This window comes from Cutibacterium sp. KB22876 (genome assembly GCF_059728865.1).
In genome coordinates, this window is record NZ_AP040858.1 from 1,754,841 (window position 1) to 1,779,423 (window position 24,583).

The window sequence follows — 24,583 nt, forward strand, 5'->3', positions numbered from 1 at the left end:
CTCCTGATCAGCTGAAGAGATCCGGTTCTGATTCGTCGTCGTGCTCAGTCTTGGTACGGCGACGACGGCGGTGCGGCTTGGACTCCTCCGAGTCCTTCGCGAGGGTCGACTCCGGGGCGGGGATGAGAGCTCCGCCCGCGTCTGGAGTCGTCCCGTCCTTGACGGCGGTGGGTTCGAGATCGTCGTCCGAGGTGTCCGGATCGAGCCGGTCGGCGGGATTGGCCACGTCGTCACCGCCATGATTACGGGTACTGACGGCCAGGATGGGCTGGCGTCCCTGATCCCCGGAACCGTCACGACGCAGGCTCGGCTCCGGCAGCTCGACAGGAACACCGGATGCCGCACATGCCACGGCAGGGTCAGGGCCGATCCAGGCGAGCACCAAGGCCGTTTCACCCTTGAGGAAGCGCTGACATCTCATGCCGCCGGTCGCACGGCCCTTGGGCGGAAACTGGTCGAAGGGGGTTACCTTGACCGAACCGGGCTCCTTGCCGGCGGCAGCGGGGGAGGAGGCCGCAATCGTCACGACCGACGAGCTATGGCTGGGAGCCGCGCCGAAGAAGACGACTGGGTCCTTGGCCTTGATACCGGCCACACCACCACCGGAACGTCCTTGCGGGCGCACCGCCGAGGCCGGGAAGTGAAGCAGGGAGGCGCCTTCGGTGACGAAGCACAGTTCGAGGTCCTCGTCGTCCAGCTCGACGGCTCCGACGACCTCGTCACCGTCCTTGAGGCTGATGACCTCCCAGAAATCCTTGCCGAGCAGTTCCGGATTGACGCGTTTGACGATGCCGTTTCGGGTTCCCAGGGCCAGGGAGGGGCCTTCCCCGGACAAACTCGTCACCGCGAGGGCCTTCTCATCCTTCTCCAGCCCCACGAGGTCCGCCAGTGGGGTGCCACCGGCCACCGACGGTGCGGTGGCAGTCATGGGCAGACTGGCCAGCTCGATGGCATGTGCCCTGATGAGACGACCAGCACTGGTGATGATGCCGAAATCACCACGGGCGGTGGTGCGGGCACGGGAGATGATGACGTCATGGCTGGCTCTGTCCCCGCCACTGGGCAGGTCATCCTCGGTGTCGATACGGGCCAGCAGACCGGTGGCCGACAGCAGCACCCAGCAGGGATCGTCGGGGATCTCCAGCGGGGCGGAGGCGGCAGCGACGACGGGAGCCGCTCCCAGCAGTACGGTGCGACGAGGCGTGCCGTACTTGGTGGACACCTCGGCCAGGTCTTTCGAGACGACTCGACGCAGTTCGGACTCGTCATTGACGATGAGAGCAAGCCCCTCGATGCGCTCGCTCAGCTCGTCACGCTCGGACTCCAACTCGATCGTGGAGAACTTGGTGAGTCGACGAAGCTGCATGTCGAGGATGTAGTTGGCTTGCACCTCGTCGAGGTTGAAGGCTGCCATGAGTCGGGTGCGGGCCGTTGCCGCGTCCTCGGAGGACCGGATGATGGCAATGACGTCGTCGATGTCGACGATGGCCAGCAACAGTCCCTCGACGAGGTGCAGCCGGTCCTTGGCCTTGTTGAGCTGGAAGTTGGTGCGCCGCAGCGTGACCTCGAGGCGATGGTCGAGGTAGACCTGCAACATCTCCTTCAGACCGAGGGTTCGCGGCTGTCCCTCGACCAGGCTGACGGCGTTGATCGCGAAGGAGTCCTCGAGCTTGGTGAGCTTGTACAACCGCTCCAGCAGGGCCTCCGGGTTGATGCCGTTCTTGACCTCTATCACCAGACGGGTGCCGTTGGCCAGGTCGGTGAGGTCCTTGACGTCGGAGATGCCGGTGATCTTCTTGGACTGCACCAAGGTCTTGATCTGGTCGATGATGCGCTCCGGGCCGACCATGTACGGCAGCTCGGTGACGACGATGCCGCGGCGTCGCGGGGAGACCTTCTCGATGCGGGCGGTGGCGCGGATCTTGAAGGAGCCCTTGCCGGTTCGGTAGGCGCCAGCGATGCCGTCAAGGCCGACGATCCGCCCGCCGGTGGGCAGATCCGGTCCCGGCACGAAGCGCATGATCTCCTCGAGATCAGTGTCCGGGTGGTCGAGCATGTGACGCAGGGCCGCAACGACCTCGACGAGGTTGTGTGGCGGAATGTTGGTGGCCATCCCCACCGCGATGCCCGACGCTCCGTTGACGAGCAGGTTCGGGAAGGCGGCCGGCAGAACCGACGGCTCGGTCTCCTTACCGTCGTAGTTGGGCTCGAAGTCGACGGTGTCCTCGGCGAGCCCGTCAATCATGGCCAGGGCCGGGGGAGCCATCCGGCACTCGGTGTAACGCATGGCGGCCGGGCCGGCATCCAGGGATCCGAAGTTGCCGTGCCCGTCGACCAGAGGGAGGCGCATGGCCCAGGGCTGGGCGGTGCGGACGAGGGCGTCGTAGATGGCGGCGTCACCGTGAGGGTGGAGCTGACCCATGACCTGACCGACGACACGGGCCGATTTCACATGGGCGCGATCAGGGCGGACCCCCATGTCACCCATGGTGAAGAGGATGCGACGCTGAACGGGTTTGAGGCCGTCACGGGCATCGGGCAGGGCACGAGAGTAGATGACGGAGTAGGCGTACTCGAGGAAGCTGTTCTCCATCTCGCGGGAGACATCGACGTCGATGATGTTCTCGGTGAAGTCGTCATCCACCGTCTTCTTGGCCATCGTGATACCTCCCTAGCAGCACACGCTAACGACCTATATTGGTTGATCGGCGCGAAATCCGCATGTCAGGGCCGCCCTGGTGAGTCTTCGTGGTTGAGCACCTTGTCCAGGAGTGGAGCCAACTGGTCGCCGTCAGGGGCGCGTACCAAAGGGGCTGATTCGGGGGTCCACTGCACACGGTGGCGGTCCTCCATCACTGTCGTCGTGCCGTGGGCCAGCACCTGCTGGGTCGTCGAGAGCTCCCGAATGGCGATCGCGCGGGTGTGGCCGGGTTGCAGCTCGTCGAACTCGGAGTAGATCCGGATGTCGTGCTGCCCGTCATCGCCGACCAGGACCCACTCGATATCAGGAAAATCGCGCGCCAATTCGCGCAGGGCTGTCCGTTTGTGGTCGACGCCGGAGCGGAACCAACCGGTGTTCGTCGGCCCCCAGTCAGTCAGCAGCAACGGTCCTTGCGGATAGCCGTGACGGGCCAGGAACCTCACCAGGAAGGGATAGGTGTTCCAGGCGCCGGTGGACACGTAGACCACGGGTGCGTCGGGATGGCGTTCCAACAGCTTCTGGTACATGCGGGCCATACCGGGAATGGATTTGCGGGCCTGCTCGGTGAGCACGAAGGAGTTCCAGGCGGCGATGAGGGATCGTGGCAGGGAGGTCGCGATGACGGTGTCGTCGATGTCGGACACGATGCCGAAACGGGTGTTGCGTGAGACGACGAGGACCTTCGCCTTCGTCGTGTCCCCGGAGGTCGAGAGGGTGACCTCGTGCCATCCCGGTTGCAGTCCATTGTTCTTGACGCGCACGTCTACGTATCCGCCACGGTCTGCCAGGACGGTGATCTTCTCTCCGTTGACGTCGACGACGACCTCGGTACCCGGTGCTGGAAGACCGAGGAAGTTGCGCCATCCCCGCTGGGACAGCAGGTCGATGGACAACATGTTGCGCTGGGTGAGCGGAGAACGGTCAGGATGACGCTCCTCTTCCGGATTGGCACCGGGAGGACTGGTGAGGACGACTCGGCCCAGAACGCGCACATGGGTGGCCGATCCGTAACTGCGATATCCGATCACGCGCGGCACCCAACCGCGTCGACGCAGCGTGGTGTTGAGGCGCCTGTGAAGGGCATCCTCGACTCGGGCTCCGATGAACGGCCGGTTCGACATGTCTTGGAGATTACTGGATCGGGCTTCGTCGTGGGACGATGGGCCGGTGAGCCAGTCTGTCGATCAAGCCCGAACTCCTCTTCCGGCTGCCCTAGCTGCCGAAATCCAGTCCTGTGGGTTCTTCCCTGAACTGGTCAGCGACGTCGCCGAAACCTCCTTGGCAGGAGAGGAGATCCTCGACCATCTGCTTCACCTTGAGGCAGCATTCGACAATGACGAGGTTCACCGGCATCTCACCGTCATTCTGCGTACTGCGACGCGAATGCTCATCGGTCACACCGACGAGCGGACCGAGGGGGGACGGCTCCAGGCCGTGACCTCAAGTGAATCGATCCCGCTGTCGGAGGTGAGCTCGGTGGTGCTGACGCGTGTCGTCCAGCACCCCGACAAATTCGGCAAGGACCCCTCCGCGGCGACCGTGGAGACCTGGCTGCAAATGACGTGGGGCGCGGTGTCGCGCATCGAGCTCGAGCCTGCCACTTGCGGTGACCCGATGTGTACCGCCGATCATGGCTACACCGGCACCTTCAGCGGGGATGACATCGTCATCCGGATGAGTCCTGCTGCTGATGGCCCCGACCAGGTCGAGCGGATGATGGGGTTTGCCACTCGAATGCAGGTCGCCACTGGAGCAGCACGATGAGTTCATTGCTTGGCCCTGATCTCATGGCGCCGGGTCCGCAGACCCTTTCCGACCTGGTGCCCGCCATAGGAAGGGTGTTGACGGGTCAGAGGTCGGCTGGGCTCGGCCTGCCCGAGGCGAGGCGTTACGTCTTCCTACTCGTCGACGGGATGGGGCGGGAGAACCTCGAGCAGTCCCGTCACCTGGCTCCTACCCTGTCGGACATGCAGGTGTGCCATGACCTGACCTGCCAGGTTCCGTCGACGACGGCCACCTCGTTGAGCTGTATCGGTACAGGTGCCGTTCCCGGACGCCACGGCGTCGCCGGGTACACCTTCCGTGCTCCCTCCGGACAGGCCATGAACGCATTGAGCTGGGCCAACGGCGACGACCCCGAGGTGGTCCAGCCTCACCCGACGGCCTTCGAAGACCTGGTGACAGCGGGAGTGACGGTCAGCAGCGTCGGTCCGGCTCGGTTCGAGAGGTCTGGGCTGACGCGAGCGAGCTTGCGCGGTCCGAGATTCGTGGCCATTCGTGACGAGGACGACGTCGACGAGCGGGTCCGCAAGACCCTCGCCGCATCTCAGGACGGGGAGGTCTCTCTGACCTACGTCTATGAGCGTTCCCTGGACCATGTCGGCCACGGTGAGGGATGGCAGTCGGCTGCGTGGAGGTCGCGTCTGATGTGGGTTGACGATCTCGTCGGGGCTCTCCTCGACGAGCTGGATTCCGGCACTGCACTGGTGGTCACAGCAGATCACGGCATGATCGACGTGCCGCAGGACCACCGCGTCATGGTGGAGGACGAGGGAGGACTGCTCGCAGACGTCGATCTGCTGGCAGGGGAGCCGAGATTCCGCCACATCTACACCCGACGTCCCGACGAGGTCGCACAGCGTTGGCGACGGGTGCTCGGAGATCGCGCCCAGGTCGTGGTGGGTGATGACGCCGTCGACGCGGAACTTTTTGGGCCTGTCGATGAATCCACTCGATCCCGGTTCGGTGATGTGCTGGCGATCACCCGTGACGACTGGGCGATCATGAGCCGTGCCACCCCCAAGGAACTCTCCCTGGTCGGCATGCATGGTTCCCTGACCCCGCAAGAGATGAGGATTCCGTTGCTGGCGCAGGTCTGCGAGGGATGAGGATGGCTGAACTCGTCTTCCACACCGGGCCGATGGACTCCGGAAAGTCCACACTCGCGCTGCAGATGGACCACGCTCAGTCGGCCCATGACCGTCAGGGTGTCAGGTATGCCATGCACGATCGGTCTGGCGGTGCCCGCATCACCTCCCGAATCGGTCTGAGCGTCGAGGCCGTCGAGGTGACGGACTCCCTGGACCTCTACCAAGACGTCGTGGCGCGGTTGAGTCGCGGTGGGCGCATCGACTACCTCATCTGCGACGAAGCTCAGTTCTACCGTCCCGAACAGATTGATCAGCTCGCGCGGGTCGTCGACGACCTGGGGGTTGACGTCTACTGTTTCGGCATCCTCGCCGATTTCCGGACCGCGCTCTTTCCTGGCTCCAAACGGCTCGTCGAGCTCGCCGACCGTGTCGTCCAGCCTCCCGTCTCGCCACTGTGCTGGTGCGGGCGTCCTGCGACCCACAACGCCCGTATCGTCGGCGGCGTCATGGCGCGTGAGGGGGATCAGGTGGGCGTCGGCGACATCGGCGGCGGATCCGAGATCCACTACGAGGTGTTGTGTCGTCGTCACCACCGTCAGGGGATTACCGGAGAAATGTCCAGGGCGACCCTTTCGGAGCAGACCCTGCCCTTCGACGGCTGAGAGCCCCGAATGCCCCGAGCCCGGCTGGACGGCGGGGCTCGTGTGGTTGTGAACGTCTCCGGCGGTCATGACCTCTCACGCGTGGGGGGTGGGTCCTCCGAACATAATTTCGTCCCACGACGGGATCGACGCTCTCTTGGACTTGCGAGGCTTGCGCTTCTTGCGCGGCTGCTCGCCACCCTCGACGAGGGCATCCTGTCGGGGCTCGTCCTTGTCGGCAGGCTGGCTGTCCTTGGTGGACTTCGACCTGCGAGACGTCGCCCTGGTCGTCGGCTTCCTGGCAGGAGCGTCCTTTCCGGGCTCAGGCCTTTCCGGCTCAGGAGCGGTGGAGGACTCGTCGGTCGCGTCCGAGGGGGTGTTCTCGTCCTGGAAGTCGTTGGTCTGGGACTCCTGCGTTGCGGCCTGTGATGTTTCCGACGTCTGGGTTCCGGGGGCGGAATCGGCGTCGACCACCGGCGTCTCCAAGCCCTCATAAATGTTGACCGAGTCCTCCTGGAAGCCCGCCAGCATCTCGTAGAGCATGTCCATGTCGGCTGGGGATGAGGGGACGAAGTCATAGACCCCGTCGTGTTTGGTCATCCCGGCGACGGCATTGGGGTCGTCCGGCTGCTGCGGATGATTGCTCACTGCGCGAACGATGGCCAACTCGTCGTTGAGATCCAGCGTCGGCTCCTGATCGGGATCAGGAGCACCATCTGGCAACGGCTCAGCGGGAGCAGGGGACCGGTCGTTGACGAGCCAACGTGCACCGGCGTCCTCAGGGGAGGTGTGGCGTCCCTTGAGATCGAAGCGGAACATCGCTGCGCTCGGAGCTCCATCCTCGGTCTCGGGCCAGGTGGCCTCGAGGGCCCAGGTAAGGTCCTCGTGGCGCCACGACCGCCAGGAGATCTTCTCATCGGGGATTGAATTGGCCTTGGCGACGCGGGAGATGACGGTACCCAGGGTGCGGTGGGACCCGGCCGCGCCGGCGCGGCGAACCGGGCACGTCATGGCAACCTCGATGATGTGGTCCAACTCGGCGAGGACTGGTACGGCGAAGGGCTCCACCTGGTCGACGCCGACGCCCGCCTCTGCGGCCACCTCCTCGACAGTGGCCCCGGAACGGATCCGCGACTGAATCTCGCGGGGGCTCAGAGCGCTGTCCATCGTCCACCTTCCCTCCCGACCCCTTGTGGTCGGGGTTTGGCTGTGTGAGTCACCAACTTACTGCCTCCGGGCGTGATGGTACCGCCCGGATGCCCTGGCGCGCTGTCTGTCGACTTGACAGGTGTGATACACAAGGGTGCGAATGTTGTGCGGTCGCAGCTCGCAATGAGCGAGCTGGCGACGTCTCGAGTCCTTACTGGAAGGTGACTATGGCTACCGATTACGACGCTCCCCGCAAGACTGATGAGGAGGTCAGTGAGGACTCCATCGAGGAGCTCAAGAACCAGCGCAACGACAAGAACTCCGGAAAGGTCGACGAGGACGAGGTCGAGGCTGCTGAGGCTTTTGAGCTTCCCGGCGCTGACCTGTCCCATGAGGAGTTGACCGTCCGGGTGTTGCCTCGCCAGTCCGGCGAGTTCACCTGCGCGTCTTGCTTCCTCGTGAAGGGACGCTCCCAGCTGGCTGAGGAGCGTGACGGTCAGTTCTACTGCGTCGATTGCGTCTGATCCTCCCTTGACATGAACGGGCCCCCGCCACGTGGCGGGGGCCCGTTGTCGTTTCGTGGGGTAGGGGCTCAGTCGTCGTTCTTGTCCTTGAAGTCCTTGCCGGTGATGGGGTTGACCGAGCTGAACTTCATCCAGCGCTTGTTGACGAAGCGGTGCATCAGCAGCTGGGATCCGGCGATCCCGATGCCGCTGGCCAGCGCCCATGAGAGTGCTTTCGTGGTCGAGACCTCGGGGTCATCAGGCTGGGGAGTCTCGTCGTCGCCGGTGACGTACTTCCACACGCCTTCGACGACCTTCTGGCTAACGATGGTGGTGACGGCGCCGAGGGCACCGGCGTAGACCTTCCACAGGATCTTTTCTGGGATCATGACGTCATCATATTGCGTCACGGCCCGTCGACTAGGCTGTGACGGTGAATTCCCCCCATCCTTCTGGACCAGTCGTCTACTCCGAGAGACTCTGCGCCCCGCCTGCATGGTGGCTCATCGGAGCTGCCGTCGCGATCTCGCTCATCGTGGCGATCGGTGCCTGGACGAGCCCGACCACTGGGATGATCGTCGCCGTCATCATCGTCGTGCTCGTCGTTGCTGCCTTCGTCGAGGCCGGACGGGTACGCATCGTCGTCACTGAGGACGGATTTGGTGCAGGACGGTCCTGGATCGAGTGGAGATGGGTCGATCGGGTTCGGGGCGTGGACGCAGGGACGATGACATCCGTGATGCACTCCAGCCACCAGGTCGGGTCGTTCCTCGTGACACGGCCCTGGATAAAGTCTGGGCTCGTGTTGAGGCTCGCTGATCCTGCAGACCCGCATCAGGCATGGATCGTCAGTACCCGCCACCCCGACAAGTTGGCGGCGATCGTGTCCGAGTACGTGGTGGCGCCGGATTCTGCCGCTGTGTCCTCCCCACCTGTTTCCAAGGATCCTTTCAGTGACTCTCGTGATGAGGAGGACAGCCGTGACTGACGTCATCGTCCCGACCGTGGCAGATTCGGAAGCCATGCCCCGCTATGCGATGCCCGGTGACGCCGGGGCCGATCTCACCTGCCGCCATGACGTGGACCTGGGTCCGGGGGAGCGGGCCATGGTCGAGACCGGTGTGCGTATTGCTCTGCCGGAGGGTTACGTCGGGCTGGTCAACCCGCGGTCAGGCCTGGCCGCGCGGTGCGGACTGTCGATTGTCAACGCTCCCGGGACCATCGACTCCGGGTACCGAGGACAGATCAAGGTGCTGCTCATCAACACTGATCCCAGGGAGTCCATGCACCTTGATGCCGGGTCGCGAATAGCTCAGCTCGTCATCGTCCCGGTGATGCAGGCAGTCTTCCAGCCGGTCGGCGACCTGGACGAGACCGAACGCGGCCAAGGCGGATACGGGTCGACCGGCGTTTCTGGTGTGCGTCCCGCTGATGGTTAGACTGCATTTGTTGACACCACAGTGTCGGTCGAGGAAGGACACAATGTTCGGTCGCAAGAAGCGCAACGACGACGTCGAGACGGATGAGGGCATCGACGAGGAGCTCGAAACCACCGAGGAGGCTCCCGACGATCCCGACGTCGAGGAGACCACTGACGAGGACGAGCCCGGCGAGGAGAAGGACGCCTCCACCTACCGGATCAACCTCGACCGCGAGGATGGCCCCTTCGACATCGACGAGGTCGACCTCGACGCCGACGATGTCGAGCGCATCGACTTCGGTTCCCTCATCGTCACCCCGTTCGAGAACATGCAGATGCAGATCCAGTTGGACCAGGCCTCTGGTGCCGTGCAGAGCCTGCTCGTCGTTCAGGGGAACTCCGCCATCGAGGTGGCCCTCTTCGCTGCTCCTGCCTCGACCGTCATGATTGACGAGGTCCATGAGGAGATGGTCCGCGGCACCGCTGCTCAGGGCGGCGAGGCCAATGTCGGCCCCGGACCGATGGGTGCCGAGCTTCGTCGTATCGTCCCGATGAAGGGACCGGACGGTGAGGATGGGTACCACGTGTCCCGCACCTGGCTGGCCCAAGGGCCGCGCTGGCTGCTGCGCGGTGTGCTGATGGGCGAGTCGGCTCTTGGCGAGAAGCTCGACGCCACCGGCCAGCTACTGTTGGAGTTCTTCTGCAACCTCGTGGTGCGTCGTGACGACAGCCCGCGTGTCCCCGGCGATGTCATCCCACTGAAGGTTCCTGAGGGTCTGCACCCGGAGGAGTCCTGATCATGGCCGAAGGCACCGATGCTCGCGCCCCCCGCGAGTCGATGCTTCGGCGGGTCCTGCACCGGGTCACGGCGTCCAACGAGGATCTTGCCGATGACGACTTGCAGCGCTCCAGCATTAGTGCCGGGGTCTCGACCATTGCCGAGGCCAAGATGCGTTCCCGTGCGTCCCTCCAGGGGAGGATCGAGGTGCTGACCCTCAACCCTCGCGGAACGAATCGCTGGCTCGAGGCCGAGCTGCGCGACGGCACTGGTGCTGTGACGTTGATATGGATGGGTCGGCGTCGCATCCCGGGTCTACGCGCTGGGCGAAGGATCAGCGTCGAGGGGATGATCACCGAGGCGGATGGGCGCCGAGTGATTTACAACCCCAGGTACACCGTTCTTCCCGACTGAGTGGCAGTCCTCGACTAGGTGACAGCTTCGGCGAAGGATCTTGGGGTTTCCGGGCCTTCGCCGGGCCCCGGGACTCGTCTTCAGACCGGGTGGCCCCAGCCCCCTTCGCTGGCGCTTCTTCACCGCTCGGTGCCTGTTTCCCTGATATGGCTGCCCCATTCCTGATCTCGTGTCTCCGTTTCCCATCTTCCTTCCGACCCGTGTTGGCCTCCCGCTCACCTCGCGCGTTCACTCCGCCTCGGTGTGGTGATGTAGGTCCTGATGGCTCCTGTTGTCATGTGGGTTGGCAGCAGGGACCGTCGTAACCGTTATTGCCACCACTTGGGCAGGGTGAGGCGCGGGGCGCGTGGGGCATTGATGCTCCCCAGGCCAGCCATAGATTGTCGAGGCGTTCAACCCTGGTGGGGATCTGGGTGACAACCGGCCCTGATGCAACCACAGCTGACAGCAGCCTTATCCAGAACCGGGATTACCACGACGGAGGGGAACCGGGGCACGAGGGGGAAGAGGAGAACACGAAGAGGAGCGCGGGACAACAGGGTGGGTGCTGCCTCACAGTTGCGGGATGCCCCACAAGAAGCCTCAGGGCGGTGAGAATCCGAATCAGCTGATCAGTGAGGCGCCAGCAGATCGACCAGATCGGGCTCGTAGTTCGGTGAGACCATGAAGAGCAGCTCATCGCCGGCCTCCAGTGCGGTCTCACGCTCCGGCGCACGTCCCTGACCATCACGGATGATGGCGACGAGAACTGCATCTCCGGGCATCGAGATGTCGCGGATGCGGTCACCCACACGCGGCGAGTTGTCAGGCAGGGTGAGCTCGACAAGGTTCGCGCGGCCCTTCTGGAAGGTGAACAGGCGGACCAACTCTCCGACGGTTACGGCCTCCTCCACCAGTGCCGCCATGAGCCGCGGGGTTGACACAGCAACATCGACTCCCCACACCTGGTCGAACATCCACTCGTTGCCGGGATGGTTGACACGGGCGACGGTCCTCGGCACGCCGAATTCGGTCTTGGCGAGCAGCGAATGGACCAGGTTGACCTTGTCATCGCCGGTGGCCGAGATGGCGATGTCACAGTTGTCGATGCGGGCCTCTTCGAGGGCAGCCAACTCGCAGGCGTCCGCGCACAGCCACTCGGCTTCCGGCACGGTGTCCGGCTTCATGGCCTTGGGGCTCTTGTCGATGAGCAGGATCTGATGCCCATGAGCCGTGAGCTCACGGGCAATGGATCGACCGACGTTACCGGCTCCAACGATGACGATTCTCACGATTCTCCTTGCCTCGGGTGATCAGAGCGTTGCGTCTAGCACTCAACGCTTGACCGGCGGCTTGGCCAGCAGGCCCTCGATCTCGGTGATGCGCTCGACCTCGACGGCTGCGTAGACGACGTCTCCGTCTTGCAGCAGGGTGGCGTCGTCAGGAACCATGCCCTGACCGAACCGCAATAGGAAGGGCAGCGGGGTGTGGATGCGGTCCTGGATGGCGGAGATCTTCATCCCGACCCAGTCAGTGTGGGTGTTGACGCGGATGAGACGGACCTGACCGGAAGGATCACGCCAGGCCGGCTCAGAACCCTCCGGCATGAGGCTTCGCAGCACCTGGTCGGCAGCCCAGCGCACGGTCGCGACTGTCGGGATCCCAAGCCGCTCGTACACCTCAGCACGTCCCTGGTCGTAAATGCGCGCCACGACGTTGTCGATTCCGAACTCTTCGCGGACCACGCGGGCGGCCAAGACGTTGGAATTGTCCCCACTGGAGACGGCAGCGAATCCGTCAGCCTCGCGGACGCCGGCCTTCTCCAGCACAGAGCGGTCGAATCCGACCCCCTTGACCGTCCGTCCCTTGAAGTCGGGCCCAAGCCGGCGGAAGGCGTTGTCGTCAATGTCGATGACCGACACGTCGTGGCCACGTTTCTCCAACAGGATGGCCAAGCTCGAACCGACTCGGCCACATCCCATGATGACGATGTGCACGGGACCCCTTTCCTGGGTTGCGGTGGCACCCATCCGTGTCGTGGTTGTCGGGGCCATTCTGCCGCGTCCCGGTCTGCCTGTCTCGTCCGAGGGCGGTTGCTGACCTCACGGTCATGAGGGTACCGGCAATGTGCCGATGATGTTCCACGCAAGTAGAGTGGCCCGTCGTGAAGGTTTTCCAAGCCGTCAAGAGGGTGCTCATCGGGCGCAAACTCGAGAGCAGTGCTCTGGGCGAGACCCTCCTGCCGAAGCGGATCGCACTGCCGGTGTTCGCCTCCGACGCCCTCTCGAGTGTGGCGTACGCCCCTGACGAGATCCTCATCACCCTGTCTCTGGCAGGCGCTGCCGGATTCGCATTCTCGTGGAAGATCGGCATTGCCGTTGCCCTCGTCATGCTCATCGTCGTGATGAGCTACCGCCAGACGGTGCATGCGTACCCGTCCGGTGGTGGTGACTACGAGGTCGCGACAGCCAATCTCAGCCCGCAGTTCGGGCTCGTCGTGGCCTCCGCCCTGCTCGTCGACTATGTCCTGACGGTGGCTGTGTCGGTGTCGTCGGGCATTCAGAACGCCGAGGCGATGATCCCCGGCCTTGCCGGGCACGAAGGCGTCGCGGCGGCTGTCGTCATCGCGATCCTGACAGCCATGAACCTGCGTGGTGTCAGGGAGTCCGGAACCTTCTTCGCCGTGCCCACGTACGCCTTCATGATCTCAGTGATCTGCATGGTGATTTGGGGTTTGACAAGGGTTTTCGTCCTGGGAGACAGCCTGCGCGCTCCCACCGCCGATTACACGGTCGTCGGAGCACCGAAGTACACCGGTCTCGTCGGTATCGCCTTCGTCATCCTCATGGCGCGTACCTTCTCCTCAGGCTGTGCCGCGCTGACCGGCGTCGAGGCCATCTCCAACGGTGTCCCATCCTTCCGCGAGCCGAAGTCGAGAAACGCAGCCACGACCTTGGCAATGCTCGGTGGAATCGCCGTCTCCATGCTCATGGGCATCCTCGTCCTGGCCAATGTCACGGGCGTCAAGATGTTCGACCCGACGGGGGAGTCCCACCTCGTCGACACTCACGGAAATGTCGTCAAGGACCAGGTGACGGTCGTCGGCCAGCTCGCCCGAACCGTCTTCTACGACTCCTTCAAACCGGGCTTCTACATCATGATCGTCTGCACGATGATCATCCTGTTCTTGGCTGCCAACACTGCCTTCAATGGCTTCCCGGTGTTGGGTTCGATCCTCGCCCGTGACGGCTTCCTACCCCGTCGTCTGCACACCCGTGGCGATCGTCTGGCCTACTCCAACGGCATCCTGACGCTGGCCACCGGCGCCATCATCCTCGTGCTGGTCTTCAACGCCTCGGTGACTGCGCTGATCCAGTTGTACGTGGTCGGCGTCTTCATCTCCTTCACGGTGAGCCAGACCGGAATGATGCGCCACTGGACGCGGCTGCTGCGCACCGACACCTCGGCCTCGGTCAAGGAGCGCCGCAGATGGAAGCACTCGCGGATCATCAACGGCATCGGCCTGGTGGGAACTGGTGTCGTCCTGATCATCATCCTGACGTCGAAGTTCATCCACGGTGCCTACCTCGCACTCATTGCCATGGCCTTGGTCTACGTCCTCATGACGGGGATCAAGAAGCACTACGACTCGGTGGCCCAGGAGTTGGAGCTGAACAGCCCGTCCGACCGTGCCCTGCCGTCGCGGGTCCACGCGGTCATCATGATCTCGGACCTCAACAAGCCAACGATGAGGGCGATTCAGTTCGCGAAGGCCACCGTGCCAACTTTCCTGGAAGCCGTCATCGTCGACGTCGATCCCGACGTCACGGACCGCCTGCTGGAGCGTTGGGACGAGGAGGACATCGACATCCCCCTCAAGGTCATCGCTTCCCCGTACCGCGAGATCACCAACCCCTTCATCGACCACATCCGTCATATCCGCAGTGAGAATCCGCGAGACATGGTCGAGGTGTTCATTCCTGAGTACGTCGTCGGTCACTGGTGGGAGCATCTCCTGCACAACCAGACGGCTCTCGTGGTGCGGGCGCGCCTGCACTTCATGCCCGGAGTTCTCATCTCCTCGGTGCCGTACCAGTTGTGCAGCTCGGCGATTCTGGAGAAGCGCTGGAAGCGCAACGATCCGCGATCGTGGCGGGATCCCAGCGCGACGATCACGCCACGGCACTGACGGGATGCTTTCCTTGTGACGGCTTCGTGGTGATGATCACCACGAAGCCGTCACGGGTAGTGCCACAACGTCAGCTTTTCGCGAACGTGGCCTCGCTCACCCCTGATATTGCGGGGTTCGAGGCCCATCAAGGCCTCAGCTGCACGGAAGTGACACCACTGGGGGCCTAGACTTGGCCTGATGCAGGAGTCTGTTGATGCGTCCCCGGCTGAGGAATTCGACCTCGTCATGGGCAAGGTCGCCCACGGTGGTTACTGCGTGGGGCATCTGGACGGCAGGGTCGTCTTCGTCCGCGGTTCATTGCCAGGGGAGAAGGTTCGGGTCCGATTGACCGATACCTCCAAGGCCTCGCACTGGTTCGGGCAAGCCGTCAAGGTCATTTCGCCTGACCCGCACCGGGTTGTCCCGCCGTGCCCCGTCGCGGGGGTGTGCGGTGGCTGCGACTTCCAGCATGTCGATGTCGAGTTCCAGCGCGAGCTCAAGCGACGGGTCGTTGCCGAACAGCTCAGTCGCATCGCCGGCATCAAGTGGACTGGATCCGTGGAGACTGTCGACGGTTCCTCCGACGGCCTGGGTTGGCGGACCCGTATGCAATATTGCAGCCTCGATGGACGGCCGGCTCTGCGACGCCACCGCAGTCATGATGTGGTGAAAGTGCCTGAAGGTGGTTGTCCCATCGCGCATCCCGCTGGGCGTCCGGCTGCCGAGTCAGCGTGCCGCGTGGCCGACCAGGCGATTGTCATGGTGACCAGCTGCCTCACACAGTACCCGGAGGTGAGTGTCATCGCGGATGGTCAGCTCATTGCCGGCGGCGAGACGATGACGGCTCAGGTGGGGCAGCGTCGTTGGAAGGTTGGCGCCGGCGGCTTCTGGCAGGTCCACCCCGGGGCGGCCGAGGCATTGGCTGACGCCGTGGTGGGTGGTTTGGATCCTCATCAGGGTGACGAGGCCCTGGATCTGTACTGCGGAGTCGGACTCTTCGCAGGTCTGCTTGCCGATCATGGTGTTCGCGTTCGTGGCATTGAGGTGTCGCGCCAGGCGGTGGCATTGGCACGACGAAATGTCCCCGGTGGGCGTTTCACTGCCGGGCGGGTGGAACGAGTCCTGCCGCGTATGAAGGCCAAGTCGAATCTTGTCGTGCTGGATCCCCCGCGCAAGGGGGCGGGCAAGGCTGTCGTCCAGGCCGTGACGCGAACGTCACCGCGAGCGATCGCACATGTCGCATGTGATCCGGCTGCGCTGGCCCGCGATCTGCACCTGTTCGACGTCGGCGGATATGCGCCGCGTTCGATCCGTGCGTTCGACGTCTTCCCGATGACTCATCATGTCGAGGCCGTGGCGATCCTGGAGCCGAAGATCTGAGATGGCAGGTCCAGTTCCGATGTGTCCGCTGCGCCCGGGGGATCCTTGTAGTCTGTGCCAGCTCTACGTCACCGGCCCTCAGGACTGCGGTCTGGTATACCTCGTCATGGGTGATGACGCCCTGCGCAGCGAGCTCGCGAAGTCCAGGAAGGTGGCGCGTGAGAAGGAGAAGCAGAGCGCTCCGCCGCATGCGGTCGAAGTGACAGATGACGACGAGCTGGGGCCCGATCCCCGATCTGAGGGACTTGACTGATCCATACGATGAAACCTGTCCGGAACCACGATGTGATGCAGGCTGGGTTGGTGACGCCGTGTTGCGGTGCTGACAGGGACGTCACCATGACCACCATGACTGTATCCCGCCGCACCGTCCCAAAAAGGGTGCAGCGCGGGGCTCTGGTGCCATGAGCAAGTCGGATGGAGGTGTTCACCTTGAGCATGTCGGCGGGGCCTGATGATCCTGTGGGTTCATTCTGCTTCTTAGCCAAGCCTAACTTTGGGCTCGTTTCACAACAAGATATCTTGACATCAAGATATCTTGTTCCGCCACGATGGTGGAGCTCGACGCGAGATGATGAGATCCGCATCGACTAGTCAGGAGTCCACATGAGTGTCAACAGCTTCGACGCGAGACGAACCCTCGACGTCGACGGCCAGTCCTACGAGATCTACGACGTCACCAAGGTCGACGGTTCCGACAGCCTGCCGTACAGCCTCAAGGTTCTGCTCGAGAACCTGCTGCGCACCGAGGATGGTGCCAACATCACCGCTGAGCAGATCACCGACCTGGGACATTGGGACGCCGACGCCCAGCCGTCCAAGGAGATTCAGTTCACCCCGGCTCGCGTCATCATGCAGGACTTCACTGGCGTGCCCTGCATCGTCGACCTGGCCACCATGCGTGAGGCAGTCACCGATCTTGGTGGTGACCCAAGCAAGGTCAACCCGCTGTCGCCCGCCGAGATGGTCATCGACCACTCTGTCATCGTCGAGCGCTTCGGCACTCCGGAGGCCTTCGAGCAGAATAAGGACATTGAGTACCAGCGCAACCGTGAGCGCTACCAGTTCCTGCGTTGGGGCCAGACCGCGTTCGAGAACTTCCGTGTCGTCCCGCCGGGCACCGGCATCGTCCACCAGGTCAACATCGAGCACCTCGCCCGCGTGACCTTCGTTCATGACGAGGACGGCAAGAAGGTCGCCTACCCGGACACCTGCGTCGGCACTGACTCCCACACCACCATGGTCAACGGTCTTGGCGTTGTCGGCTGGGGTGTGGGTGGCATCGAGGCCGAGGCCGCCATGCTCGGTCAGCCGGTTTCCATGCTGGTCCCGCGTGTCGTGGGGTTCAAGCTCTCCGGTGAGCTGCCTGACGGCGTCACCGCCACCGACCTCGTCCTGACGATCACCCAGATGCTTCGTGAGCACAAGGTCGTCGGCAAGTTCGTCGAGTTCTACGGCCCCGGCGTCGCCGCCGTGCCGCTTGCCAACCGCGCCACCCTGGGCAACATGAGCCCTGAGTACGGCTCGACCATCGCCGTATTCCCGATCGACGACGTCACCCTGGACTACCTGCGCCTCACCGGTCGTGACGAGTCCCAGGTCAAACTCGTCGAGGCCTACGCCAGGGCCCAGGGCATGTGGCACGACCCGGATCGCGAGCCTCGCTACTCCGAGTACATGGAGCTCGACCTCTCGACGGTCAAGCCGTCCATTGCCGGCCCGAAGCGTCCGCAGGACCGTATCCTCGTCTCCGAGGCGAAGGAGACCTTCGAGAAGACTGTTCCCGACTACACCACCAAACCAGGTGTTGCCATTCCGGTCACCCTGGCCGATGGACGCTCCTTCGAGCTGCGCAACGGTGCCGTGACGGTTGCCGCTATCACCTCCTGCACCAACACCTCGAACCCGAGCGTCATGATTGCCGCCGGACTGGTGGCCAAGAAGGCCCACGAACTGGGTCTGTCGCCGAAGCCGTGGGTCAAGACCTCGTTGGCCCCGGGATCGCAGGTCGTCACCGACTACTTTGAGCGAGCCGGACTCTCCGAGCACCTTGCTGCCATGGGATTCGACCTGGTCGGCTACGGCTGCACCACCTGTATCGGTAACACTGGTCCGCTCATCCCCGAGGTCTCGGCCGCCATCAACGAGAACGATCTGGCCGTCACGGCAGTACTCTCCGGCAACCGTAACTTCGAGGGTCGCATCAGCCCCGACGTCAAGATGAACTACCTGGCCAGCCCGCCGCTGGTGGTGATCTACTCGATCGCTGGCACCATGGACATCGATCTCAACAACGATGTGCTGGCCACCACCCCGGACGGCCGCGAGGTTCGTCTGGCCGATCTGTGGCCCTCCACCCAGGAGATCGAGGAGATCGTCGGATCGTCCATCTCCGCCGAGATGTACTCCGAGCGCTACGCCGACGTCTTCGACGGTGGCCCGCGGTGGAAGGAGCTGGAGACCCCCGAGGGTGAAACCTTCTCCTGGGATCCTGCCTCCACCTATGTCCGCAAGCTGCCGATCTTCGACGGCATGAAGGCTGAACCCGACCCAGTCGGTGACATCACCGACGCCCGCGTCCTGCTCAAGCTCGGCGACTCGGTCACCACCGATCACATCTCCCCGGCCGGCAATATCAAGACTGACTCCCCGGCGGGCCAGTGGCTTGCTGGCAACGGCGTCGAGCGTCGCGACTTCAACTCCTACGGCTCCCGCCGTGGAAACCACGAGGTCATGATGCGTGGCACCTTCGCCAACATCCGCCTGCGCAACCAGCTCGCCCCGGGAACCGAGGGTGGCTTCACCCGCGACTTCACCAAGGTCGACGGCCCCGTCACCACGGTCTACGACGCCTCGGTGAGCTACCGCGAGCAGGGCATCCCGCTGGTTGTCCTGGGTGGCAAGGAGTACGGTTCCGGATCTTCCCGTGACTGGGCCGCCAAGGGTACCCAGTTGCTGGGGGTCAAGGCCGTCATTACCGAGAGTTACGAGCGTATCCACCGATCCAACCTCATCGGCATGGGCGTCCTGCCGTTGCAGTTCCCGGAGGGTGAGTCGGCTGATTCCCTCGGCCTGACCGGCGAGGAGACCTTCGAGATCACTGGCGTCGACAAGATCAACGAGACGATCCCGGAGACGGTCCACGTCAAGGCCGTCAACGGTGACAAGGTCGTTGAGTTCGACGCCGTCGTCCGCATCGACACCCCAGGAGAGCGCTCCTACTACCTCAACGGAGGCATCCTTCAGTACGTGTTGAGGAACATGGCTCGTAACTGACGCATGCGTTCAACCGGGGGCGGAAACCACGTGGTTCCCGCCCCCGGTCATCGTCTTCTGAGAAATCGCACCAGGGCAGGGGCGACGACGAAATGGTGGGTGCCCTCGAGAAGTCCTGAAATCCGTGTGACAACCCTCACATCCCGTGACCCTCTGGTCACTACAGTGACGACATACAGCACTGAGAATCGTAGACGAGGGGAAACACCGATGGGACGACTCACCCGAATCGTGGTCACCGCACTGGCAGGCGGAGCCTTGACACTGACGCCCATGGCAGCCCACGCCGCACCGGCCACCTCCGATGCCCCGACCAGTGACGTCACGGCGGCCGTTCCGGGAATCCTCGGACAGATCCATGACACGCAGATCCATGACACCAAGGGCATCACCGTCACCTCCGTGACGAAGGTCTCGGGGCAGCAGCGCACTTGGCAGATCAATTACTCGACCCCGTCGATCGATCCCGCACAGACCTTTGATGGTCAGATGGCCATCCGCGTCACTCTGCCAGCTGGGTACGCCTCCCATCCCGACAAGCATTACCCGGTCCTCTACCTGCTTCCCGGCGGTGGAAGCGGTCGGGTCCGTGACTGGACCGACGAGTCGGGCAAGCAGGGCAAGGCAGAACAGATCACCGCCGATGCCGATCTCATCACGGTGACATTGGAGGGTGGCAAGGTCAGCTGGTACTCCGACTGGGCGAACCAGTCTCGCGGTGACGCCGACTGGTCGCACCACCACCTCGACGAGGTAATTCCCTTCGTCGACGCCAACTTCCGCACTGTGGCGTCAGGCAAGCATCGCGCCATTGCCGGTCTCTCCATGGGCGGCTACGGGGCCTATCACTACGCGATGGAACATCCGGGGATGTTCTCCTCGGTCTCGGCCTACTCTGGTGCCGTCGACATCGAGAGCGCCTCGGTGCGGGCCACCGTGGCCGAACAGCTCGTCAAGAGTGGATATCAGCCTGACTCGGTCTGGGGCCCGATGGTGCGAACCAACAAGACACTCGTCGAGGCGAACCCGTCCAGTGGAGAGGGAGCCGACAACCTCGCCAGCATTCAGCGCGACGGCACCCGTCTGGCTTTGTACGCGGGCACTGGGCTGGGTAGCGGCAATCCAGGTGCCATGGCCATCGAAACGGCTGTTGGAGCCAATACGACCGCTCTGCACGTGCGGCTCGCTGCTCGCCAGGTTCCCCATACCTACATCCGTTACACGACCCGCACTTACGGCGGTTTCAAGTGTGATGGCGGCCACGACTGGGGCTGCTGGAACGCTGATCTGAGCCAGGACCTGCCCCTCATCCTCAGGGCCGTGCGTGCCTGACTCCCCCCATGATCTGCCGGGCCCATCCTTTTCTTCCGGCTTTTCTTCCGGGGCTTACCAGTTGTGAAGAAGGTAGCCGGATTGTGAGCGTGAGGCGAAACGGGACGCAAACTGGACCCGGCACTCTGGTGGCAGGTCCTAAGATGGCACGTATGGCTCTTCTCGACGACATCGGCTGCCCCGACGACGTGAGGAAACTCACCACTCAGCAGGCCGACGACCTCGCCGAAGAGATTCGTAGCTTTCTCATCGACAATGTTTCGCGTACTGGTGGCCATTTGGGTCCGAACCTCGGCGTCGTCGAGCTGACGATCGCACTCCACCGGGTTTTCGACTCACCTCATGACCCCATCATCTTTGACACCGGTCACCAGAGCTATGTCCACAAGATCCTGACCGGACGTGCCGCTGGCTTCGAGAAGCTGCGTCAGCGCGGCGGTTTGTCCGGATACCCGAGCCGGTCCGAGTCGGCTCATGACTGGGTGGAGAACTCGCACGCGTCCACCTCCTTGTCCTGGGCCGAGGGCCTTGCCGAGGGATTCCTCTCGCGTGGCGAGGACCGCACGGTCGTCGCCGTCATCGGTGATGGTGCACTCACCGGTGGTATGGCCTGGGAAGCCCTGGACTCGATCGCGGATCAGCAGGATCTGCGTCTGGTCATCGTCGTCAATGACAACGGACGCTCCTACACCCCAACGGTGGGAGGTCTGGCCAACCAGCTCGCCATTATTCGCACCGATCCTCACTATGAGGAAGCCCTTGATCGTATGAAGCGGCATGTCACCGAGAAGCCGCTGGGCAAACAGGTCTTCGGTCTCATGCACGCGGCGAAGGCCGGCGTCAAGGACGCCCTCATCGGCAACGGGATCTTCTCGGACCTGGGAATCAAGTACCTCGGTCCGGTTGACGGTCATGACGTCTCGTCCGTCGAGCGCGCCCTCGAACTGGCCAAGCGCTACGAGCATCCCGTCATCGTCCACGTCATGACGACGAAGGGCAAGGGATTCGCTGCCGCTGAGGCCAACCAGGAGGACCACTTCCACGCCGTCGGTCAGATCGACCCCAAGACGGGAAAGTCCCTCAAGGTTGCCGGTGGTGCCTCGTGGACCCATGCCTTTGCCGGTGCCATGGTCGAGCTGGGGGAGAGGCGTCCCGACGTCGTCGGCGTGACTGCTGCCATGCTCCACCCAGTCGGACTGGCCCCGTTTGCCGCCCGTCACCCGGAGCGGGTTCTCGACGTCGGAATTGCCGAGCAGCATGCGGTCACCGCGGCGGCTGGCATGGCCGCTGCCGGTCTTCATCCGGTCGTCGCCTTGTACTCGACCTTCCTCAACCGGGCCTTCGACCAGCTCCTCATGGATGCTGGTCTGCACCATGCCGGCGTGACGATCGTGCTGGATCGGGCTGGAATCACCGGCACCGACGGCGCCTCTCACAACGGCATGTGGGACATGGCGATCTGTGGGATCGTGCCCGGCCTCATGCTCTCGGCACCTCGTGATCGTCAGCATCTGATCTCGCTACTCGACGAGGCCGTCGACACTGATGACCGCCCCACCGTCATCCGGTACTCGAAGGCTCCCATGCCTGACGACATCCCAGTGGTGTCCTCCCACGAGGGCCTGGACGTCCTGCGCGAAGGACCGGAGGACGGCATCCTCGTCGTTGCCCATGGGCAGTTGTGCACTGATGCCTTGAAGGCAGCAGACAGTCTCGACGTCCCGGTGCGAGTGGTCAGCCCCCGCTGGTCACTCCCGGTCTGCGAGGGTCTTCTCGAGGAGGCCTCAAGGGCTCATGCCATCATCAGTGTGGAGGACGGGTTGGTCGTCTCCGGACTCGGATCCCATCTGGCTGACGCCTTGTCAGAACGAGGTGTCTGGCGTCCGACCCGCAACCTCGGCATCCCGCAGCGCTACCTCGACCATGACTCGCGGTCGGCCATCATGGCTGAGCTGGGCCTGAATGCCGAGGGGATCGCTGAAGCGGTCGCTCAGCTGGCCTCCCAGCTCGACACCCAGTGAGCTGACTCCCCGACCAGAGAGCCTGAGGTCGCGATCACAGCTGGGCCATGACCTCGCTGAGCAGACTCGCGAGGATCCCTCGCTGCCACGGACGGGCGCCCAAATCTGCGAAGAACGCATCGACCCCCGCGACGGAGAGGTCGTGCGGTGGCTGCCATGCGAATTGCCGCAACCATGCCGGGGTACAGAGGTTTTCCGGTGGGACGTCATGGTCAGCAGCCATCTCATTGACGGCCGGTCTGACGGCCGCCCAGCGGGCAGCCTCCTCCGGATGGTGACGCTCCCAGGAGCGGGGGTGGGGGATCGCTGAGGAGTATTCGCGAAATGGCGGGTACTTCTTCGGCGAGACGCCACGGGCGTGGTCGATGGCGTCGACCCAAGTCTGGTGATATTTCATGGCCTGGCCGCGATGGAACCCCTTGACGGACAGGATTTTCTCGACATCGACGTTGACGGTGCGGTCGCAGTGCTTTGCGGCTGCGACGAGGGCCTCGTCACGCAACAGCCTGCCCGGAGCAATGTCGAGGTCGTGGGCGAGGTTGTCGCGCGCCAGCCACAGGTCATGCGCCAGTTGCAGCCCAGCTCTGCTGCGAATGTCACCGATGTGGCTGATCCGGCGCCAACGGGATGCGTCGACACCCGGTTCTTCGCTGGGGAGTCCAGCGGCCACCGTGACTAGGTGGGCGAACTCCTGACGAGCCCATTCGTCCTTTCCAGCCTCTCGGAGGTCGGCGATGACCTTTTCTCGCACGTCGTTGAGGAGCTCGACATCCAGAGCTGCGTAGACGAGCCAGTCATGGGGGAGGGGACGTCGAGACCAGTCCGAGGCGGAGTGCTCCTTGAGAAGGGTCACCCTGCAGTAGTGCTCGACCATCGATCCCAGGCCGACGCGAGGAAGGCTGAGAAGGCGTCCAGCCAACTCGGTGTCGAACAGATCGTCAGGACGAAGACCGTCCATCGCCAGGCATGGCATGTCCTGGGCGGCGGCATGGAGGATCCACTGTGTCCCGGCGAGGGCATCGGCAAGCGGCTTTAAGCCCTCCGTCTCGCCGAGAGCGACGGGATCGACGAGGTGAGTGCCAGACCCCTCACGGCGCAACTGGATGAGGTAGGCGCGCGGGTTATAACGGAAACCATGGGCCCGCTCGGTGTCAATCGCGATGGGACCGTAGCCGTTCTGAAGTGCCTGGCACGTGCGGCGAAGAGCCTCGGGAGAAGCGACGACTGGCGGCACTCCTTCCCGAGGCTCTGCAAGGACGGGGAAATCGCTCACGCGAGTTTGGCCCGTCGTGGTGAGATCGCGGTGATCTCGTCAGGAATCGGGGAGACCCCGCACGAGAGCAGGCAGAGGTCGCTCCATGATTCCGCGTGTGAATCGACGTCCTCGGCAGTCGAGAAGGTCGGCGTCCATGAAGCGCGCACCTCGATGTGATTCGACTCTGGGTCGTCAGCGAGCTGCCCGAATGGCCGGCTGACGACTGAGGTGACGGTGCCGGCCTCTGCGTGACGGAGCGCGTGATGGGTGTCGAGGGAATCGGTCAACCAGGACCATGCGACGTTGCCGACCAGGGGGTCAGAAGCCATCGACGGATCGACCTCGGCACGGATCATGGCAACGAATCGGCTCGTTCCCTGCCAGGCCTCGGATCCCGAGGGGTTGTGGAGTAGGATGAGACGTCCGCTTCCGAGTTCGTCACCCTTGATGATGACGGATCCTTCGATCGCCACCGAGAACGGCGAGATGCGGGTAGGAGCGGGTATCTCGCGAACCTCGAGCTTGCCTGACCACGAATACTTGAGGATTCGGGAACGCAACTCCTCGAAATCCACCGGATACATCTGCCGAATCACCCCTTCAGGCTATGGGGATTGCCATGCCCTGGTGCTCTCCGACGCGCCGCGCACCGCGGATAGATGCGGTCCTCATGGTTCAGGTTGAGGGTTTTCA

22 protein-coding genes are annotated in these 24,583 nt (G+C 63.6%); 14 read left to right on the plus strand and 8 right to left on the minus strand.

Going from position 1 to position 24,583, the window contains the following annotated elements; all coding sequences use genetic code 11:
* Positions 1-7: 7 nt before the first annotated feature.
* Both AC6I1W_RS07930 and AC6I1W_RS07935 read right to left on the minus strand, forming a co-directional pair.
* Positions 8-2,659, minus strand: coding sequence for a DNA gyrase/topoisomerase IV subunit A (locus AC6I1W_RS07930; RefSeq protein ID WP_284950499.1), 2,652 nt, complete (start codon positions 2,657-2,659; stop codon positions 8-10).
* Positions 2,660-2,724: 65 nt separating this feature from the next.
* Positions 2,725-3,822, minus strand: coding sequence for an App1 family protein phosphatidate phosphatase (locus tag AC6I1W_RS07935; protein ID WP_336620869.1), 1,098 nt, complete (start codon positions 3,820-3,822; stop codon positions 2,725-2,727).
* Between AC6I1W_RS07935 and AC6I1W_RS07940 the strand changes: the two genes are divergently transcribed.
* From AC6I1W_RS07940 to AC6I1W_RS07950, 3 genes are read left to right on the plus strand one after another with little or no spacing between them, the layout of a single operon-like run.
* A complete protein-coding gene (locus tag AC6I1W_RS07940; protein WP_036975946.1) occupies positions 3,803-4,465 on the plus strand; it encodes a DUF5998 family protein in 663 nt (220 codons plus the stop codon). The genes AC6I1W_RS07935 and AC6I1W_RS07940 overlap by 20 nt on opposite strands.
* Positions 4,462-5,589, plus strand: a complete 1,128-nt coding sequence (locus AC6I1W_RS07945; protein ID WP_221269055.1) for an alkaline phosphatase family protein — start codon at positions 4,462-4,464, stop codon at positions 5,587-5,589. The genes AC6I1W_RS07940 and AC6I1W_RS07945 overlap by 4 nt, the downstream gene beginning before the upstream one ends.
* Entirely contained in the window at positions 5,586-6,233 is a 648-nt protein-coding gene (locus AC6I1W_RS07950) for a thymidine kinase (RefSeq protein ID WP_036975948.1), read from the plus strand. The genes AC6I1W_RS07945 and AC6I1W_RS07950 overlap by 4 nt, the downstream gene beginning before the upstream one ends.
* 75 nt (positions 6,234-6,308) lie before the next feature.
* Here the strand turns inward: AC6I1W_RS07950 and sepH are convergent, their stop codons facing one another.
* The gene (sepH, locus tag AC6I1W_RS07955; protein ID WP_065672676.1) at positions 6,309-7,379 is read right to left on the minus strand and encodes a septation protein SepH; all 1,071 of its coding nucleotides are present in this window, start codon (positions 7,377-7,379) and stop codon (positions 6,309-6,311) included.
* 209 nt (positions 7,380-7,588) lie between these two features.
* On the opposite strand from sepH, the gene AC6I1W_RS07960 reads away from it, so the two are divergent.
* Complete coding sequence (locus tag AC6I1W_RS07960) at positions 7,589-7,885, plus strand: DUF4193 domain-containing protein (protein ID WP_002513666.1); 297 nt, start codon at positions 7,589-7,591, stop codon at positions 7,883-7,885.
* Positions 7,886-7,953: 68 nt separating this feature from the next.
* On the opposite strand, the gene AC6I1W_RS07965 is transcribed toward AC6I1W_RS07960, so the two are convergent.
* Complete coding sequence (locus AC6I1W_RS07965; protein WP_015582794.1) at positions 7,954-8,253, minus strand: DUF4235 domain-containing protein; 300 nt, start codon at positions 8,251-8,253, stop codon at positions 7,954-7,956.
* A 38-nt stretch (positions 8,254-8,291) separates the two neighbouring features.
* Between AC6I1W_RS07965 and AC6I1W_RS07970 the strand changes: the two genes are divergently transcribed.
* Genes AC6I1W_RS07970 through AC6I1W_RS07985 form a run of 4 tightly spaced genes read left to right on the plus strand, consistent with a single transcriptional unit; the run spans position 8,292 to position 10,476 of the window.
* Positions 8,292-8,852 carry a DUF3093 domain-containing protein gene (locus tag AC6I1W_RS07970; protein ID WP_036975951.1) on the plus strand — a complete coding sequence of 187 codons (561 nt, stop codon included), beginning with the start codon at positions 8,292-8,294 and terminating at the stop codon, positions 8,850-8,852.
* On the plus strand, positions 8,845-9,303 hold the full coding sequence (dut, locus tag AC6I1W_RS07975) for a dUTP diphosphatase (RefSeq protein WP_065672678.1): 459 nt from the start codon (positions 8,845-8,847) through the stop codon (positions 9,301-9,303). Before AC6I1W_RS07970 ends, dut begins: the two co-directional genes overlap by 8 nt.
* Positions 9,304-9,346: 43 nt before the next feature.
* The gene (locus AC6I1W_RS07980) at positions 9,347-10,081 is read left to right on the plus strand and encodes a DUF3710 domain-containing protein (RefSeq protein ID WP_016667541.1); all 735 of its coding nucleotides are present in this window, start codon (positions 9,347-9,349) and stop codon (positions 10,079-10,081) included.
* A gap of 2 nt (positions 10,082-10,083) precedes the next feature.
* Positions 10,084-10,476 (plus strand): OB-fold nucleic acid binding domain-containing protein, encoded by a 393-nt coding sequence (locus tag AC6I1W_RS07985; protein ID WP_065672680.1) that lies wholly within the window; start codon positions 10,084-10,086, stop codon positions 10,474-10,476.
* A gap of 611 nt (positions 10,477-11,087) precedes the next feature.
* Here AC6I1W_RS07985 and AC6I1W_RS07990 read toward each other — a convergent pair.
* Positions 11,088-11,747, minus strand: coding sequence for a potassium channel family protein (locus AC6I1W_RS07990; RefSeq protein WP_016667543.1), 660 nt, complete (start codon positions 11,745-11,747; stop codon positions 11,088-11,090).
* 42 nt (positions 11,748-11,789) lie between these two features.
* A complete protein-coding gene (locus tag AC6I1W_RS07995; RefSeq protein ID WP_081302568.1) occupies positions 11,790-12,485 on the minus strand; it encodes a potassium channel family protein in 696 nt (231 codons plus the stop codon).
* Between the two features lie 134 nt (positions 12,486-12,619).
* On the opposite strand from AC6I1W_RS07995, the gene AC6I1W_RS08000 reads away from it, so the two are divergent.
* The 6 genes from AC6I1W_RS08000 (at position 12,620) to dxs (ending at position 22,635) form a co-directional block, all read left to right on the plus strand.
* Positions 12,620-14,644 carry an APC family permease gene (locus AC6I1W_RS08000; RefSeq protein ID WP_065672682.1) on the plus strand — a complete coding sequence of 675 codons (2,025 nt, stop codon included), beginning with the start codon at positions 12,620-12,622 and terminating at the stop codon, positions 14,642-14,644.
* A 180-nt stretch (positions 14,645-14,824) separates the two neighbouring features.
* Positions 14,825-16,006 carry a class I SAM-dependent RNA methyltransferase gene (locus AC6I1W_RS08005; RefSeq protein ID WP_065672683.1) on the plus strand — a complete coding sequence of 394 codons (1,182 nt, stop codon included), beginning with the start codon at positions 14,825-14,827 and terminating at the stop codon, positions 16,004-16,006.
* A 19-nt stretch (positions 16,007-16,025) separates the two neighbouring features.
* Positions 16,026-16,259, plus strand: a complete 234-nt coding sequence (locus tag AC6I1W_RS08010; RefSeq protein ID WP_004811475.1) for a DUF6767 domain-containing protein — start codon at positions 16,026-16,028, stop codon at positions 16,257-16,259.
* A gap of 353 nt (positions 16,260-16,612) precedes the next feature.
* The gene (acnA, locus tag AC6I1W_RS08015) at positions 16,613-19,282 is read left to right on the plus strand and encodes an aconitate hydratase AcnA (protein WP_117189607.1); all 2,670 of its coding nucleotides are present in this window, start codon (positions 16,613-16,615) and stop codon (positions 19,280-19,282) included.
* A gap of 210 nt (positions 19,283-19,492) precedes the next feature.
* Entirely contained in the window at positions 19,493-20,614 is a 1,122-nt protein-coding gene (locus tag AC6I1W_RS08020) for an alpha/beta hydrolase (protein ID WP_117189608.1), read from the plus strand.
* Positions 20,615-20,766: 152 nt separating this feature from the next.
* A complete protein-coding gene (gene dxs, locus AC6I1W_RS08025) occupies positions 20,767-22,635 on the plus strand; it encodes a 1-deoxy-D-xylulose-5-phosphate synthase (protein ID WP_065672686.1) in 1,869 nt (622 codons plus the stop codon).
* A 34-nt stretch (positions 22,636-22,669) separates the two neighbouring features.
* On the opposite strand, the gene AC6I1W_RS08030 is transcribed toward dxs, so the two are convergent.
* On the minus strand, positions 22,670-23,908 hold the full coding sequence (locus AC6I1W_RS08030) for an HRDC domain-containing protein (RefSeq protein ID WP_493536866.1): 1,239 nt from the start codon (positions 23,906-23,908) through the stop codon (positions 22,670-22,672).
* Positions 23,905-24,474, minus strand: a complete 570-nt coding sequence (locus AC6I1W_RS08035; RefSeq protein ID WP_065672688.1) for a DUF3000 domain-containing protein — start codon at positions 24,472-24,474, stop codon at positions 23,905-23,907. Before AC6I1W_RS08035 ends, AC6I1W_RS08030 begins: the two co-directional genes overlap by 4 nt.
* Positions 24,475-24,583 lie beyond the last annotated feature (109 nt).